General features: G+C 74.4%; 14 protein-coding genes. 3 read left to right on the forward strand and 11 right to left on the reverse strand.

Annotated elements, in window-relative coordinates; translation table 11 throughout:
* Positions 1-412 precede the first annotated feature (412 nt).
* On the forward strand, positions 413-1,147 hold the full coding sequence (locus O4J56_RS29280) for an MOSC domain-containing protein (protein ID WP_270690292.1): 735 nt from the start codon (positions 413-415) through the stop codon (positions 1,145-1,147).
* A 62-nt stretch (positions 1,148-1,209) separates the two neighbouring features.
* Here O4J56_RS29280 and O4J56_RS29285 read toward each other — a convergent pair whose 3' ends face one another.
* Positions 1,210-2,400 (reverse strand): cytochrome P450, encoded by a 1,191-nt coding sequence (locus tag O4J56_RS29285; RefSeq protein WP_270690293.1) that lies wholly within the window; start codon positions 2,398-2,400, stop codon positions 1,210-1,212.
* A 107-nt stretch (positions 2,401-2,507) separates the two neighbouring features.
* Here O4J56_RS29285 and O4J56_RS29290 point away from each other — a divergent pair, with 107 nt between their 5' ends.
* On the forward strand, positions 2,508-3,134 hold the full coding sequence (locus O4J56_RS29290; protein WP_270690294.1) for a TetR/AcrR family transcriptional regulator: 627 nt from the start codon (positions 2,508-2,510) through the stop codon (positions 3,132-3,134).
* A 199-nt stretch (positions 3,135-3,333) separates the two neighbouring features.
* Here the strand turns inward: O4J56_RS29290 and O4J56_RS29295 are convergent, their stop codons facing one another.
* From O4J56_RS29295 to O4J56_RS29310, 4 genes are all read right to left on the reverse strand, one after another.
* Complete coding sequence (locus O4J56_RS29295) at positions 3,334-4,518, reverse strand: NAD(P)/FAD-dependent oxidoreductase (protein ID WP_270690296.1); 1,185 nt, start codon at positions 4,516-4,518, stop codon at positions 3,334-3,336.
* Between the two features lie 257 nt (positions 4,519-4,775).
* Positions 4,776-5,597: an SAM-dependent methyltransferase gene (locus O4J56_RS29300; RefSeq protein ID WP_270690298.1), complete on the reverse strand. Its 822-nt coding sequence runs from the start codon at positions 5,595-5,597 to the stop codon at positions 4,776-4,778.
* Positions 5,598-5,741: 144 nt separating this feature from the next.
* Positions 5,742-7,229, reverse strand: a complete 1,488-nt coding sequence (locus tag O4J56_RS29305; RefSeq protein WP_270690299.1) for a SulP family inorganic anion transporter — start codon at positions 7,227-7,229, stop codon at positions 5,742-5,744.
* A gap of 416 nt (positions 7,230-7,645) precedes the next feature.
* Positions 7,646-8,413 (reverse strand): TetR/AcrR family transcriptional regulator, encoded by a 768-nt coding sequence (locus tag O4J56_RS29310; RefSeq protein ID WP_270690301.1) that lies wholly within the window; start codon positions 8,411-8,413, stop codon positions 7,646-7,648.
* A gap of 93 nt (positions 8,414-8,506) precedes the next feature.
* Between O4J56_RS29310 and O4J56_RS29315 the strand changes: the two genes are divergently transcribed.
* Entirely contained in the window at positions 8,507-9,112 is a 606-nt protein-coding gene (locus O4J56_RS29315) for an SDR family oxidoreductase (RefSeq protein ID WP_270690302.1), read from the forward strand.
* 127 nt (positions 9,113-9,239) lie between these two features.
* On the opposite strand, the gene O4J56_RS29320 is transcribed toward O4J56_RS29315, so the two are convergent.
* The 6 genes from O4J56_RS29320 to O4J56_RS29345 form a co-directional block, all read right to left on the reverse strand.
* Positions 9,240-9,785 (reverse strand): DUF523 domain-containing protein, encoded by a 546-nt coding sequence (locus O4J56_RS29320; protein ID WP_270690304.1) that lies wholly within the window; start codon positions 9,783-9,785, stop codon positions 9,240-9,242.
* A gap of 99 nt (positions 9,786-9,884) precedes the next feature.
* Positions 9,885-11,333, reverse strand: coding sequence for a ribosome biogenesis GTPase Der (der, locus tag O4J56_RS29325; protein WP_270690305.1), 1,449 nt, complete (start codon positions 11,331-11,333; stop codon positions 9,885-9,887).
* 218 nt (positions 11,334-11,551) lie between these two features.
* The gene (cmk, locus tag O4J56_RS29330) at positions 11,552-12,298 is read right to left on the reverse strand and encodes a (d)CMP kinase (protein ID WP_270690306.1); all 747 of its coding nucleotides are present in this window, start codon (positions 12,296-12,298) and stop codon (positions 11,552-11,554) included.
* 383 nt (positions 12,299-12,681) lie between these two features.
* Positions 12,682-13,764 carry a prephenate dehydrogenase gene (locus tag O4J56_RS29335; RefSeq protein ID WP_270690307.1) on the reverse strand — a complete coding sequence of 361 codons (1,083 nt, stop codon included), beginning with the start codon at positions 13,762-13,764 and terminating at the stop codon, positions 12,682-12,684.
* A gap of 315 nt (positions 13,765-14,079) precedes the next feature.
* Positions 14,080-14,442 carry a chorismate mutase gene (aroH, locus tag O4J56_RS29340; protein WP_270690308.1) on the reverse strand — a complete coding sequence of 121 codons (363 nt, stop codon included), beginning with the start codon at positions 14,440-14,442 and terminating at the stop codon, positions 14,080-14,082.
* 648 nt (positions 14,443-15,090) lie between these two features.
* A partial coding sequence (locus O4J56_RS29345) for a pseudouridine synthase (RefSeq protein WP_270690309.1) occupies positions 15,091-16,065 on the reverse strand: 975 nt, incomplete at its 5' end.

Consider the following 16,065-nt stretch of genomic DNA (forward strand, 5'->3'; position numbering starts at 1 on the left):
GACAAGGGTGCTGTCATTCCGGCGGTTTTGACAGCACCCTTGTCGAGATCATCGCGGAAGGACGCACCGGGCCGACGGCCGCCACGAACACAGGCGAGCACGCACCCCTCGCCGCGCCGCCGCCCGGACCGAGAGCGGCCCGCCGCCCGGCAGGCAGGGCCGGGGAACCTCCCCGCTTCTGCCGTCGCCGCCCATCACGGTGACCGCGCACACGCCCGGCACCCGACAGCGCTGCCGAAAGGGCCGCCGGCCTCTCCTCGTCGCCGCCCTACCTCACACCCCGCCGACCCTCCACCCGGCCGGAGCCCGTGAGCGGGGCGCCAGCCGAGCCGCCGTAGTCACCACCTTTCGATGGCATCGGTGGCCTCGAAAACGAGGGGCGGGCCATGATCACCGCTACTAGGCTTCACCCATGCACAGTGAGGGGACCATCGCTTCGGTCAATACGGGACCCGTCATCGAGGCCGACTGGGCCGGGAGGATGAAACGGACCGCGATCGACAAGCGGTCCGCAGCCGGGGCGGTGGGGGTCGGGCTCCTCGGGCTCGATGGGGACGACCAGGCCGACCGGGAGCACCACGGCGGGCCCGACAAGGCCGTCTACGCCTACGCCCGCGAAGACCTCGACGCCTGGCAGGAACGCCTCGGCCGCACCCTCCGCGACGGGGCCTTCGGGGAGAACCTCACGACCATCGGGGTCGACGTCACCGGCGCCGTGATCGGTGAGCAGTGGCGCGCGGGCACCGCCCTCCTCGAAGTCACCCTGCCGCGCACCCCGTGCCGGGTGTTCCAGGCCTGGGTCGGCGAGGCCCAGTGGGTCAAGTCCTTCACCGAGGAGGGGCGCTTCGGCGTCTACCTCCGCGTCCTCGACGAAGGGCGGGTGCGCGCCGGCGACCCCGTGGAGGTGGTGCACCGCCCCGGCCACGGGATCACCGCCGCCTCCGGATTCGCCGCCGGCCGCCGGGCCGACGTCGGCCTGCTGGAGCGGATCGTCGCGCTGCCCGACGCCGCGACCGCCTGGAAGGGGGTCCTGGACCGAGCCCGCACGCGCCGGGCGCGCTCCGGAACGAACGGCAGGGAAGGCACGAAGGAGGCGGAGGGGGCGGCCACCGGCTCGGGCCCGACGGGGGACGAGATCGGGCTCTAGACGGGCCGGGCAGGTGCTCCCCCCGGCGGTCGTCATGTGACCGGGGCCACCGCCCACCCCGGTCACCAGCGCACGAGCAGCTCCGCCGGGCCTTCGTCCGCCATGGACGCCACCCATGGAATGTCCTCCGGCTCGACCTCCAGAGCCAACCCCGGGAAGCGCGACGCCAGTTCCCTCAGGGCGACCGCCACCTCCATCCTGGCGAGCGCCGCCCCCAGGCAGTGGTGCGGCCCCCTGCCGAATGCCAGGCTCGGCTCCCCCGCCGAACGCGGATCGGCGTGCGCCGCCTCCAGACGGGCCAGGACCATCTCCCCCCGACGGATGCGCACGCCCTCCAGGTCGACGTCCTCAGCGGCCCAGCGCGGCATGGCCTCCCCTGTCAGCCCGGCCTGGCCGCGCAGCACCGCCTCGACCGCCGCCCGCTCCTGCTCCTCGCCCGCACCCGGAAGCACCCCTTCAGGCCACCCCTCCAGCGCCGCCCGAGCCGCCGCGACCGCCACGGCGTTGGCCGCGCTCAAGTACCCGGCCGAGACGATGACGACCCCCATGGCCACCAGCTCCTCGTCGCTGAGCGCGCCGTCATCGGAGTCGTTCACCCTGATGAGGTCGCCGAGCAGTCCGTAAGGGCCGACGGAGCGCGCGCGCTCGGCCTCGACCAGTTCCTCGACACCGGCGACCAGCGCTCCCCAGGCCTGCGCCGCCTCCTCACCGCCACCGCCGCCCGCTGCCAGGGTCTCCCCCGCGCCTCCCAGCAGCACCGCGTCGGCGGCGCCGCGCAGCGCCGCGCGCCTGTCCTCCGCCACCCCGAGCAGGTCGGCCACCACTCCGAACGCCAGCGGCCCGGCGAACCCCGCCACCAGGTCCCCCGGCCGCCCCTGCCGCTCCAGGCCCTCGGCCAGCCGGGCCGCGGCGGCCTCGGTGCGCCGGCGCAGCTCGGCCGTCCGGCGCGGGGTGAAGGCCCGCGCGACCAGGCGGCGCAACCGCGCGTGGGCGGGCCCGTCGCGGAAGAGCGTGTGGTCGTCGGGGTGGGGGCCGCCCGGCGGGGTGACGCCGAAGGCCGGGTCGGTCAGCACCCGCGCGACGGCGGGATAGGAGGTCACCAGCCAGGCATGGGCACCGTCGGCGGTGCGGGCGGCGGCGACCGGGGTGCTCTCGCGCAGAGCGGCGTAGGTACGCGGCGGCTCCAGCGGGCCGGGGCGCTCCAGCGGCAGGCGGATCACGGTCTCGGGCACGGCGGCGCGTGCGTCGGGCATGGATGGGCTCCTCAGGGACGATGCCGTCGGTTTTTCCAATACGATTGCAATGTAAAAACCGCGCCCCTCGGATGTCAATACGTCTGCAACGTGAAAAACTGGCGGCCATGCCGAAGAAGGTCGACCACCACGCCCGCCGCACCCGCATCGCCGACGCCCTCATCCGCGTCGCCGCCCGCCACGGGCTGGAGGCGGTGAGCCTGCGCCACGTCGCCTCCGAGGCGGGGGTCTCCACGGGCATGGTCCAGCACTACTTCCGCGACAAGAACGCGATGATGGCCTTCGCCCTGCGGGCCGTGGCCGAACGCGTGCAGGACCGGCTCGAACGGGCCCGCCCGGACGCCCTCCCGCCGAAGGAGAGCGTGCGCGGGTTCCTCATGCAGCTCCTCCCCCTGGACACCGAACGCGCGGAGGAGGGCAAGGCCGCGCTCGCCTTCCAGGCCCACGCCGCCGTGCACCCGGACGTGGCCGGGGCCGTGCTGCCCGACCCCGCTCCCCTGCGGGCGCACATCGCCGACCTCATCCGTTCAGCGCGCGCGGCACGGACGGGGAGGACAGGGCGGACGGGCACCGAAGCGGATGCGGGGCACGCGGGAGGCCCCGACCCCTACTCGGCGGCCGTGGTGCTTCTGGCCCTCGCCGAAGGACTGGGCACGCAGATCCTCACCCGGGAGTGCACCCCTGAGGACGCCGTCGCCGCCTTGGACGCCCAGCTCGACACCGCCTTCGGGTGACGCGGACGCGTGGAGCCCGCCGGAGTCGGACGGAGCGACGGATCGGACGGAGGCCGAGGGTCGGCCATGCCCCGTTCCCGACCAGGACAGACCCAGGCCAGGAGCACCACGCTGCCCCGGCGGTCAGCGCCCCCGCCGCGCCGAGGCGCACCACCACAGCGCCCCCACCTGCGCGGCCCCACCCGCGCACCGACACCGGTCAACGGCCGGCGGCGCCTGCGAGGAACTCCTCGAACGACACCAGCCCCGCCTGCAGGCCGAAGAACTCGGCCACCCTGTCCGGGTCCCCCGCCGCCTCCTTCATCGCCTCCGGCAGCCCTTCGGGCATCTCCCCCTTGGCCAGCCCCGTGCACGTCCGGAACGAGACCGACGTGCGCCGGTCGCGCTCGGCCGCGTAGTCGGCCGCCGCCCGGTCGACCGCCTCAGGCCCCTCCCCCAGGGCGCCGATGAGCCGTTCCCCCAGCAGCTCGGCCTGGACGAACGCGTCGGTGATGCCCAGTGCGCACAACGGGTCCTTCACGTGGCCGGCGTCGCCGACCAGCGCCCACCCCGGGCCGGACGAGGTGCGGTAGCGGTTGGCCAGATCACCGTCACCGACGATGCGGCTCTCCCGCGCCCCCTCCGCCATCGCCGCGTACAGGTCCGGAACCGCCTCCCGCAGCGCCTCGGTGTAGTGCCCCTCCACGTCCGATTTGACCCGCCCGAACGCCTCCCGGGGCCACCCCACGGCGACCACCGTGCGCCCGTCGTTGGTCGGGATCACGATGACCGTGCACCCCGTCCCCGTGTACACGCGGAACCCTTCGTCGGGCAGACCGCTCCAGTAGGCGTAGTACATGCAGCCCTGGACGCCCTCGTCCGCGTAGGGCTCGGCCCCCACGACGCGCGCCAGCGTGGAGTGCTTGCCGTCCGCGCCGATGACCACGCGCGCGCGGGCGCTGAACTCGCGGCCCCCGGCGGCGCAGGTCACCCCCGCGACACGGTCGCCCTGGTAGAGCGGGGCGCGGAACGAGGCCCCCTGGCGCACCTCCGCCCCCGCGCGTGCCGCGGCCTCGACGAGGATCGTGTCCAGCACCGTCCGGCGCGGTGCGTAACCCGTGCGGACCCCGTCGGCCTCGGGCGGCAGGCCGTCGAGGACGGTCCCGGCGACATGGAAGGCGACCCGCTCGATCGGCGGGCAGCCCGAGGCGCGCACCTCCTCCAGCAGCCCCCAGGCCGCCAGGCGCGCCACCCCGGCGTGGTGGATGTAGTGGGTGGACACGGTGTCGCTGGGGAAGGTCGCCCGGTCCAGCAGCAGGACCCTCGCGCCGGAGCGGGCGAGGAGCATCGCGAGCGGGGATCCCGCGCAGCGCGCGCCGATGATGATGGCGTCGTAGTCGTCCATGGGGTCGATCGTCCTTAGGGGGTGAGGGCTTCGGCGCGCCCCGCGCTCCAAGGCGGCCGTGTGGCAGGCCACCCTAGTGGCCGCGCCGTCGCCGCGCGTGGGCCTTCGAGAGGAACGCCCGCATCGCCACCTTTACGAGGTAGATTCCTCGATGTCCGGTTCTCGACCGGATCTCCCGCACACCGCCGTTCCGTTCCTCCCGGGACGGACGTGCCCGGCGGCGGCGCCGGACCCCGTCGGCGGTACCGAGGACCCCCTCAGACCTTGCGCGCCATCCCGCCGAAGCCGTCCACTTCGGGCGGGTCGACCGCGAACGGCCCCTCCCCCGCCTCCGGCCGCCAGCGCGTCACCATCACCACGCCGGGCTCGACGGGCTCCAGCCCCTCGAAGAAGGAGGCGATCTCCTCGGGGCTGCGCTGCACATAAGGGATCGCGCCGCTCTGGTTGTAGCGCTCGTGCGCCTCGACGTTGGCGTCGCTGAGCACGTTGGTGCCGTCGTTGATCGTCAGGTGGCTCCCGCGCGGCAGCCCCGCCAGCAGGCGGGCGACGATGCTCCGCGCCTCCTCCAGGTCCGCGACGTGCCCGAGGATGCCCATCAGCATCAGCGCGACGGGGCGGTCGAAGTCCAGCGTCGCGGCCGCCGCCTCCAGGATGGCCTCGGGGTGGCGCAGGTCGGCGTGGATGTAATCGGTCGCCCCCTCCGGGCTGCTCGTCATCAGCGCGCGGGCGTGGGTGAGCACCAAGGGGTCGTTGTCGACGTAGACCACCGTGCACTCCGGCGCGCAGGCCTGCGCGACCTCGTGCGTGTTGTCGTGCGTGGGCAGCCCTGTCCCGACGTCGAGGAACTGGCGCATCCCGGCCTCCTCGACCAGGTACCGCACGGTCCTCTTCAGGAACGCGCGCGACTCCCGGGCGCCCTGCGCCATGCCGGGGAAGACCTCCAGGAAGCGGTCGCCCGCCTCCCGGTCGACCGGGTAGTTGTCCTTGCCGCCCAGCCAGTAGTTCCAGATGCGCGCGCTGTGCGGGACGCTCGTGTCGATCGCTTCGTCGCCGCCGGGTGCGGGGGGTGTGTTCGTCATCGCTGTGGCGCTCCTGATCCTTTTACCGAGCGCCATTCTTGTCCCGCCGCCATCGCCCCGCAAACGGCGAGGGGGCGGGAACGCCCGCACCGCAGGCGTTCCCGCCCCCTCAGGGCGGTCGATGGGCCCCTTGCGGGGCACCGCTCAGTGGCCGCCCGAGAGCGTCCCGCTGAGCTCCTTGTGCAGTTCCTCGCTGGGCACGTTCAGCCCGACGATCTCGACCTCGACGCCGTTCCTCTGGAACTTGTCCGTGGCGTGGTCCAGGGCGGCGACCGCCGAGGAGTCCCACATGTGGGCGCGCGACAGGTCGACGACGACCTTGCCGACGCCCTCCTCGTGGTAGTCGAACTCCCCCACCAGCTCGTTGCTGGAGGCGAAGAACAGGTCGCCCCGGACGGAGTAGACGCGCACCCCGCCCTCCGGGTCGAGGACGCTGGTGACCGCCGACAGCCGCGCCACCCCGCGCGCGAAGACCAGGGTGGAGGCGAGCACGCCCACGATCACGCCGATGGCCAGGTTGTGCGTGGCCACCACCACGGCCACGGTGATGGCCATGACCGCGGTCTCGCTCCAGGGCATCCGGCGCAGCGTGCGCGGGGAGATGCTGTGCCAGTCCAGCGTGGCGATGGACACGAACACCATGACCGCCACCAGGGCCGCCATCGGGATGACCGCGACGACGTCGCCCAGCACCACCACCAGGATCAGCAGGAACAGCCCGGCCAGGAAGGTGGACAGCCGGGTGCGGGCGCCCGACTTCACGTTGATCATGGTCTGGCCGATCATGGCGCAGCCGGCCATGCCGCCGAAGAAGCCGGTGACGATGTTGGCGATGCCCTGGCCGCGCGCCTCGCGCCCCTTGGCGGAGCGGGTGTCGGTGATGTCGTCGACGAGCTTGGCCGTCATGAGCGACTCCATCAGGCCCACCAGCGCCAGGGTCAGCGAGTAGGGGGCGATGATCCGGAGCGTCTCCCACGTCAGCGGCACGTCGGGCAGGAACGGCACCGGGAGGCTGCCGGGGAGCTCGCCCATGTCGCCGACGGTGGGGACCTTCAGCCCGGAGGCGACGGTGACGGCGGTCAGCACGACGATCGCCACGAGCGGAGCGGGGACGGCCTTGGTGAGGCGCGGCAGCAGGAAGATGACGGCGAGGCCGGCCGCGATGAGCGCGTACACGCCCCATCCCTCGCCCCAGAAGTGCGGCACCTGGGCCATGAAGATGAGGATGGCCAGCGCGTTGACGAAGCCGGTCATCACGCTCGGCGGGACGAACCGCATCAGCTTGGCGACGCCGAGCAGGCCCAGGACGACCTGGAACACCCCGGCCAGGATCGTGGCCGCGAGGAGGTGGTCCAGCCCGTGGTCCCGGGCCAGCGGGGCGACGACCAGGGCCATCGCGCCGGTGGCGGCGGAGATCATGGCCGGGCGCCCGCCGAGGAAGGCGATGGACACGGCCATGGTGAACGAGGCGAACAGGCCCACCCGCGGGTCGACGCCCGCGATGATCGAGAACGAGATCGCCTCGGGGATCAGCGCCAGCGCCACGACGAGGCCGGAGAGGACCTCGGTGCGCAGCACGGGCAGGGAGGGGACGGACGGTCTCCATCGCTTCGCGGAGGTTCGCGCGGTCATGCAACCCATCTCGGCAGGGCGGCCCGGCACAGGGGGGCCGCGGTGCGGTCAACGTCGGCGTGGTCCGGCACGGCGGCCGGGGGATCAGGTGGTCGGGCGGGCCCGGCGGGGCCGTTCGGACCCTGCCTGCTGCGCGGCGCCGGTGCCGCGGGGCCGCTCCGTCCCGGTACGGACGGCGGACGAGGAGGGGCGGACGCGGAGAACTCGCCGCAAATGCCGTGGATGGCCACAGACCGCCCTGATGAGCATCGACCCGACGCGTTGAAGCCTACCGTTACGTGAGGGTTGGCATCACCGCCCGCACATGCGACCCCTCTCACAATGGGCCCCGAGGACGGCCCCCGCCCCGTGAGCGGCAGGCCCCGCCTCATCGTCGCGCCCCACGATGACGACCGCTCCAACGGACGCGGCGCCCCTCACGCTCTGGGGGCGCCTGGTTCGTCGCCGCCCTCCACCGCCGCCGCCAGGCCGTCGAGGACCCGTCCCAATTGCCAGGCGAAGTCCTCGTCACGGTCGGGGTGGCGCGGCGCGGCCCCGGCGGTCGCCGCGAATCGCGGGGACCGGCCGCCGTCGAGCACCCGCCGCAGGTACGGCAGCGCCGACGCGCTCCACCCCGCGCCTTCGGCGTCCGGCCGCCGCCACGCGGCCTCGTCGATCTCCGTCTGAGCGAACCCCCGCACGAACGACGTCACCGTGCCGACCACCCGCAGGGCGTCGCGCGCGCTCACCCCGTGGCCGTCGAGCGCCTCCAACCAGCGCTCCGTCGCAGCCAAGGCGTTGGGGCCGATGAGCGGCCTCCCCGCGAGGACCCGGGGCGCCCACGGGTGGCGCAGGTAGACCGCGCGCTCCCTCCGCGCCATCTCCTCAAGGGCGCCGCGCCAGCCGCCTCCTGGGAGAGGCGCGCCGCCGGCCTCGCCGACGACCGCGTCCGCCATCAGGTCCAGCAGCTCCTCCTTGGTGCGCACGTGCCGGTAGAGCGACATGGTCCCGCTCCCCACGGCCTTGGCGACCCTGCGCATCGTCACCTCGTCGGGGCCGTGCTCGTCGGCCAGCGCCACGGCGGCGGCGGTGATCGCCGCGCGGGTCAGCCCCGGCCCGCCCGCGCGCGGCGGATGCACCGGGCGCTCCCACAGGAAGTCCCCCGGCTCCGCCGCCTCCGGCTCCCGCTCGTCCGCTGCCGCCACGTCGCCTCCGAAAAAACCGCTTGCCCGCCGACCGGTGATGCGTACACCGTACTCATGCGTACGGCGTGCCCATCCACTGATCGGAGCCCTCCCGTGAACGACCACCGAGACGACAACCGGGACGCCCCTCGGGACGACCACCCGCACGACCCGCGCCCGGTCCTGGTCACCGGCCCGGCCGGGAACGTCGGCCGGCACGTCGCCGCCCTGCTCGCCGAGCGCGGCGTCCCGCTCCGGCTGCTCGCCCACCGCACCCCGCCGCCCGCGCCGCCCGGCGCCGAGGTCGTCCACGGCGACCTGGCCGATCCGGCGACCCTGCGCCCGGCCCTGGCGGGTGTGCGCGCCGTCTTCCTCCAGTGGCCCCTCCCGGACGCCTCCGGTGCCCGGGAGGCCGTCGCCGCCGTGGCCGAGCACGCCCCGCTCGCGGTCTACCTGTCGTCGGCCGGGATCGACGACGGCGCCGCGGACCAGCCCGACCCGGTCAACCGCAGGCACGCCGCCGTCGAGCGGGATCTCGCCCGGAGCGGCCTCGCGTGGACCAGGTGCGCCCCGGAGCCGCGACGACCACGCCGCTGGTCGGGCGGAGATTCCGTGGGCGCGGCGGGGCGCCGTGGCTACGATGACGTGAATCGGACCCACCCGGACGGCCTCGCGTGGCCCCACCCAGCACATGACGGTTTGAAGCGGCCCCGCCACTGAGTTGAGACAACCGGCGCTCTCGGCGTTTCGGTCAGGACCGGTGCGCTGTAGAGCACCGCCGGAGGGCACCGCCTGCGCAACTACACAGGCCACCACGCCCGCCCCGGGCGAGTTCCGGCGCGCGCCCTCAGGAACCGTCGCCGGGCCCCCAGTACGGGATCTCCGGCTCCTCTGGCTCCTCGTGTTCCAGGGACTTCAGGTAGGCCTCGGCGGCGTCGATCTCGTCCTCGGTGAAGACCGGGATCCCGCTGTCGCTCAGCAGGTACGACGTCACCCCGGGGCCCACAAACTTCTCCCCCGTGAAGCTCCCGTCGTAGACCGACCGGGTGCCGCAGCTCGGGCTGCCGTCCTTCAGGACCGCCAGGCGCACGCCCTGGCTCCGGGCGGTCTCCAGGGCCGCGCGCGCTCCGGAGACGAAGGGGGCGGTCACGTCTTGTCCTTCCGGGGTGACGATCGCCGCCGCCCCGTCGAGCACCGCCTCGGCCCCCGCCGCGTCCGCGATCTCCGCGGGCGGGCGCGGGACCGCCAGGCCCCCGGCGATCTCCGGGCAGTGCGGGACCAGGCGCCGCTCCGCACGCCAGCGCTCCAGCACCGGGTGCCCCGACGTCTTCGCCCTGCCGTCGAAACGGACCTTGCGCCCCATCAGGCAGGCGCTCACCAGCACCTTGTACACGGCCGACCTCGATTCCCGCGCCCTACCCGGGGCGTGAACGAAACCGGCGGGAAGGCGACCCGCGGGGGGGCGGCGGCGCGCCGCCGCCCCCGCCCGGGGTCAGCGCCGCCAGTCGGGGCGGACGCTGCCCTTGGACGCCTTGGTCCCGCCCTTCTTCTCGCGGATGCGCATGCTCACCTTGATCGGGCTCCCCTCGAACCCGAAGTCCTCGCGCAGCCGCCGCTCGATGAACCGCCGGTAGTTGTCCTCCAGGAACCCCGTGGTGAACAGCACGAAGTGCGGCGGCCGCACGTCGGCCTGGGTCGCGAAGAGGATCTTGGGCTGGCGCCCGCCCCGCACCGGCGGCGGGGTCGCCGCCACCAGCTCCTTGAGCCAGCTGTTCAGCCGCCCGGTCGGGATCCGCGCGTCCCAGGAGGCCAGCCCGGTCTCGATGGCCGGGACCAGCTTCTCCATGTGCCGCCCGGTCCTGGCCGAGATGTTCACCCGCGGCGCCCAGGACACCCGGGACAGCTGCCGGTCGATCTCCTTCTCCAGGTAGTAGCGCCGGTCCTCGTCCAGCGTGTCCCACTTGTTGAAGGCCAGCACCATCGCCCGGCCCGACTCCATGACCTGCTCGACCACCCGGATGTCCTGCTCGGCCAGCGGCTCGGACACGTCCATCAGCACCACCGCCACCTCGGCGCGCTCCAGCGCCGAGGAGGTGCGCACGGTGGCGTAGTAGTCGGCGCCCTGCAGGCGGCGGAACCGGCGGCGGATGCCCGCGGTGTCGATGAACTTCCAGGTGATGCCGCCCAGCTCGATCAGCTCGTCCACGGCGTCGCGGGTGGTCCCGGCGGTGGGGTCGACCACCACCCGGTCCTCCCCCGCCAGCCGGTTGAGCAGGCTGGACTTGCCCACGTTGGGGCGCCCCAGCAGGGCGATGCGGCGCGGCCCCTCCTCGCCGGAGGCCCGCTCCCCGGCCTCCTCCTCCCGATCGGGGAAGTGCGCGGCCACCGCGTCCAGCAGGTCGCCGGTGCCGCGCCCGTGCAGCGCCGAGACCGCGATGGGCTCGCCCACGCCGAGGTTCCACAGCTCCATGGCCTCGGCCTCCTGGGCCGCGCCGTCCACCTTGTTGGCGGCCAGGACCACCGGGCGGCGGGTGGAGCGCAGCACCCGGGTGACCGCGGCGTCGGCGTCGGTCACCCCAACGGTGGCGTCCACCACGAACAGGACGACGTCGGCGGCCTGGGCCGCGTACTCGGCCTGCCGGGCGACGCTGGCCGCCATCCCCTCGGCGTCGGTCTCCCAGCCGCCGGTGTCGACCAGGGTGAAGGGCCTCCCCAGCCAGGAGGCGTCGTAGGCCACCCGGTCCCGGGTCACCCCCGGCACGTCCTCCACGACCGCCTCACGGCGCCCGAGGACCCTGTTGACCAGGGACGACTTTCCGACATTGGGGCGGCCGACGACGGCGACGACCGGTGTGACCGCCGCCTGCTCCCCCGCCTCGGCCGCCGCCGCGGCCTCGTCCGTGGCTTCCCACGCCTCTCCGGCGGGGCTGTTCTCGCTCATGGCTCTCCGAACCTTCTCCCGGTTCCGTCTCCCCCGCGCGCCCGGGACGCGTGCCGCGGGGGTGGTCGTGTACTGCATGCGGCGCGCCCGTCCAGGGCGCGCACGTCCTCCGCTCCCCGGTCGGCCTGCGGCCGGCCGGGCAGGCGCCCCTCGCACGGGGCGCGGTGTCCGCCCGGAGGACGGCGGCGGTCCGAGCCGCCGCGCCGCGCTACCGCCCGCTACTTCGCGGCCGGCTGCGCCTGTGCGCCGTCGGCCGCCTCGTCGGCCAGGCCGACGACGATGTCGATGACCTCCTGCAGGCCCAGCCCGCTGGTCTCCAGCTCCAGGGCGTCCTCGGTCTGCGTGAGCGGCGAGTCCTCCCGCGAGGAGTCCAAGCGGTCGCGCAGCGCCAGCGCGCGCTTGGTGGCCTCGACGTCGTCGGTGCGCACCTCCTTGCTGCGGCGCGCGGCCCGCGCCTCCGCGCTGGCCGTCAGGTAGATCTTCACGGCGGCGTCGGGGGCCACCACGGTGGTGATGTCGCGCCCCTCGACGACGATTCCGCCCGACTCCCGCCGTGCGCGCGCGATCGTGTCGCGCTGCATGGCCACGAGCCGTTCACGCACCGCCGGTACGGCACTGACGGCGCTGACGCTGGAGGTGACCTCCTGCGTCCTGATCGCCTGGGCCACGTCCGTGCCGTCCACCTGGACGGTGGGGGCCGACGGATCGGTGCCCATGGTGATGACCGGCCGCGACGCGGCGGCGGCGACGGCCTCCGCGTCGTCCACGTCGACCCGGTGGTGCATCATCCACCAGGTCATGGCGCGGTACATCGCCCCCGTGTCGAGATACTCGAAGCCGCGCGCGGCGGCCACGCCCTTGGAGGTGCTGGACTTGCCCGACCCGGACGGCCCGTCGATGGCGATCACCATGCCCGGCCCGGCCGCGCCCTCGGCGCCCGCTCCGGCGTTGCCCTGCGCGCTCACGTCGGTTCTCTCCCCAGGGGTTCGGTTCCATCTCATCTCAACGAAACAGGTTACAGCCGTAGTCCCCCTGTTCCGCCCGGATCGCCGTGCGGACGGAGCGCCGCGGGACGGCGCCGCCGGGACCTGCCGCCCCGGACGAGTGGAGACGAGACCGCCCGGCGGACGGGCCCACTGGGCAGTCCAGCCGACCCGCCCGCACGGAGATGGCACGAGCCCCCGTGGACGTGCCCCGCGACGGCCGGAGCGCACGGCCCGGGGCGCGACGCTCAGATCCCGCGCGGACAGGCGGGTGCGCCCGGCGTTGATCTCGGGGAAGTCGGGGTTATCGTGTCCGGTTTTACCCCGACTTCCCCGAGATCAACGAGGCAGGGGCCGCGCGGGCTTCAGATGTGCACCGACCAGCCGCGCTCGCGCAGCGCCCCCACCAGGACCTCGGCGGCCTCGGGCAGCACCGCGAGCTGCGCCAGCCCCAGGGGCTGGCCCGGCGAGTGGTCCATGCGCACATCCTCGATGTTCACCCCGGCCTCGCCGACCGCCGAGAACAGGCGGCCGAGCGCACCCGGCTCGTCCGGAAGCACCACCGGGACCTCGGTGTAACGGGGGATGGTCGGCGACGGCTCCCCGTGCTTTCCGGGGATCCGCCCGCGGCCCTCCACCCCGCGCTCCAGCAGGGCGCGCACGCCCTCCAGGCCCGCGCCGCCCTCCTCGCGCAGGCGGCCCGCGGCCGAGGACAGGTCGGCGGCCATGGCCTCCAGCACCTCGGCCACCGGGCCCGGGTTGCCGCCGAGGATCTCGGTCCACAGCGCAGGGTCGCCCCCGGCGATACGGGTGACGTCGCGCACCCCCTGCCCGGCCAGCCGCAGCGCCTGCGCGTCGCCCTCGGCCAGGCGGGCGGCCACCGCCGAGGAGGCCAGGTGCGGGGCGTGGGAGACCAGCGCCACCGCGCGGTCGTGCGCGGCGGCGTCCATCACCACCGGATCCGCGCCGCACAGCCGCGCCAGCTCGGTGACGGCGGCCACCGCCTTGGTCCCCGCCTCGGGGGTCGGGCACACCGCCCAGGAGCGCCCCTCGAACAGGTAGGAGCGCGCAGCGCCGGGGCCGCTCTTCTCCCGGCCGCCCATGGGGTGGCCCGGCACGAAGGACGACATGTCGCACCCGGCGCGCGCGGCGCCTTCGGCCACCCGCGCCTTGACGCTGGCGGCGTCGGTGTAGACGTGGGCCAGGTTCCGGCGCTGGGCGCGCAGGAGGGCCACGGGAACGGCGGCCGGGGGTGCGGCGATCACGGCGACGTCGGCGGGTGGGCCGGGGTCGGCCCCCAGCTCCTCACCGGCGCCCATGTCGTGGGCGATGCGCAGGTTGCGCGGATCGGGGTCGTCCAGGAGGACCCGCACGCCCTGCCCGCGCAGCGCCAGCGCGACCGAGGTGCCGATCAGGCCGGCCCCGATGACCACGGCGCGGTCGATCATGGGTGTGCGTCTCCTCTGGAGTTCCGGCGCGCCCGCAGGTCAGGGGCGCACTTCAAGCGTATCGGGCGGCCGGGCGGGCCGACGGGGCCCGGCGGCGCCGTGTCACTTCGCCGCGTGGCGCGCCAGGCGCCAGCAGGGTCCTCCGGATCCCGCGGGCGGGTCCGGAGACGGTGCCGCGCCGCCCGGACGAGTGGTGCCGAGCGTATCGGTATACGGCTCGGGCGTTGATCTCAATCGTGTCCCGTGGAGTGGTGTGGTTCCCATCCGCCCGGGTCGGCCCGCCGGTGACGGCCCCTTGGCGGGACCGGCCCGGGGTCACTGGGCGATGTCGAGCCTGAGGGCCTGGGCCCCGCGCAGATACACGTGGTGCAGGTCGGCGCGGGGAAGATCCGTCTCCACGTGCGCCATCAGGCGGACCACCCGGGGCATCCCGTGCGGCACCGCGATCTCGCTCGCGCACATCAGCGGCACGTCGGCGAAGCCCACCTTGCGCGCCGCGAGCGCGGGGAACTCCGAGGTCAGGTCGGGGGTGGCGGTGAACAGCACGCTGATCACGTCGTCGGTGGACAGGCCGTTGCGGCGCATCACCTCCGACACCAGCTCGGCGGTCGCCTCGACGACGAGCTCGCGCTCGTCGGCCTCGACCTGAACCGCCCCACGGATCGCTCGCACTGCCACTGTGGCCTCGTCCCTCTCCTGCTCTCCTGCGGCGTCCGGAGTGCCGCAGGCTCCCCTGTGGTGACTGCCCGCTCCACCGTACTCCTTGGCGCGGGGCCTTCAGACCAGGTGAATCGCCCCCGAGAGGGCGCAAGGGCGACCGCATCCGGGGTCGCCGCACTCTTCAGGTACGGACACCGCACGCGGTCCGGTACCACGTGTACCCCGGGATCGCGCTGTTCTCGCCTCCGGGTGGGCAAAGGGTCGAAACGCCTGTTGACGGGGTGTGGGACGGGCACGCGCCCGCTGTTCGGTCGCGTCCCTTGGAGTGGTGTGGTCTCCCTCCGCCGGGTCGCCCCGCCGGTGACGGCCCCGGAACGGGACCGGCGCGTCCTCGGCCGGCACCCTCCCCTTCGGCGAGGCGGCCTCCGGCCGCCCGGCGGGGGCGGCCCCGGCCGGCGAAAGCTACACCACTCGGCAGGACACCATCCGCTTGTCCGGGTTCCGGTCGGAGCATGATCCCACCGGACCCCGCGCACTCCTCGGGTGGCGGGGTCCGAGTCCTCCGGATCCGGGTGGACGTCCAGGCGCACCGACGGTACACACGACGGCGCCGCGGGGCCCTCCGAACCGTGGAGGGGCCCCGCGGCGCCCGGCGGGTCGGCGGCGCTACATGCCCGCCGCCGCGTACAGCTCGCTCACCTCTTGCGCCGTCAGAGCGCGCATGGTGCCCGTCTTCAGGGTGCCCAGGCCGATCGGCCCCACCTGGGTGCGGGCCAGGTCGGCCACCGGGTGGTCGACCGCCTCCATGAGGCGCCGCACGATGTGCTTGCGCCCCTCGTGCAGGCGGATCTCCACCAGCGCCCGGGGCTCCAGGTTCTCCACCACGCGGAAGGAGTCCACCTCGACGGGGCCGTCGTCCAGCTCCACGCCCTTGCGGACCTCCCGCACCACCTCGCGCGGCACCGGGCCCGGCACCTTGGCGATGTAGGTCTTGACGACCTTGTAGCGGGGGTGGGTCAGCCGGTTGGCCAGCTCGCCGTCGTTGGTGAGCAGGATCAGGCCCTCGGTCTCGGTGTCCAGCCGCCCCACGTGGAACAGGCGCTCCTCGGTCTGCCCGGCGTAGTCGGACAGCGTCGGGCGCCCCTCGGGGTCCCACATGGTGCTGACCACGCCCCGGGGCTTGTTCAGCGCGTAGTACAGCCGGTCGGGGGCGGTGTTGACGAGCATCCCGTCGACGCGGATCTCCGAGCGCTCGGGGTCCACGCGGGCGCCGAAGCGGCGCACCACCTGGCCGTCGACCGTGACCCGGCCGTCGGCGATCAGCTCCTCGCTGGCCCTGCGGCTGGCCACACCGGCCTGGGCCAGGGCCTTCTGGAGCCGGATGCCGCCGGGCACGTTCTGGTAGGAGTCGCGCTCGTCGTCGGGGCGCCGGTCCTCGTCCGCCGGGTCGAACTCCGAGCGCAGCGCCTTCAGGCGCGCGCGGGCCTCGCGCGAGAGTTCGCGCTCGGAGCCGCGCCCCTTCTGCGGCGCCCGGCCGCCGTCGCCGCGGGCTGGGCCTCCCCGCCCGGCCGGACGGCCGCCGCGCTCGGAACGCTCCTCGAAGCGGCGGCCCTCACGCCGCTCGGGGCGCTCGGAACGTTC

This window comes from Nocardiopsis endophytica, assembly GCF_027706725.1.
Classification (GTDB): domain Bacteria; phylum Actinomycetota; class Actinomycetes; order Streptosporangiales; family Streptosporangiaceae; genus Nocardiopsis_A; species Nocardiopsis_A endophytica.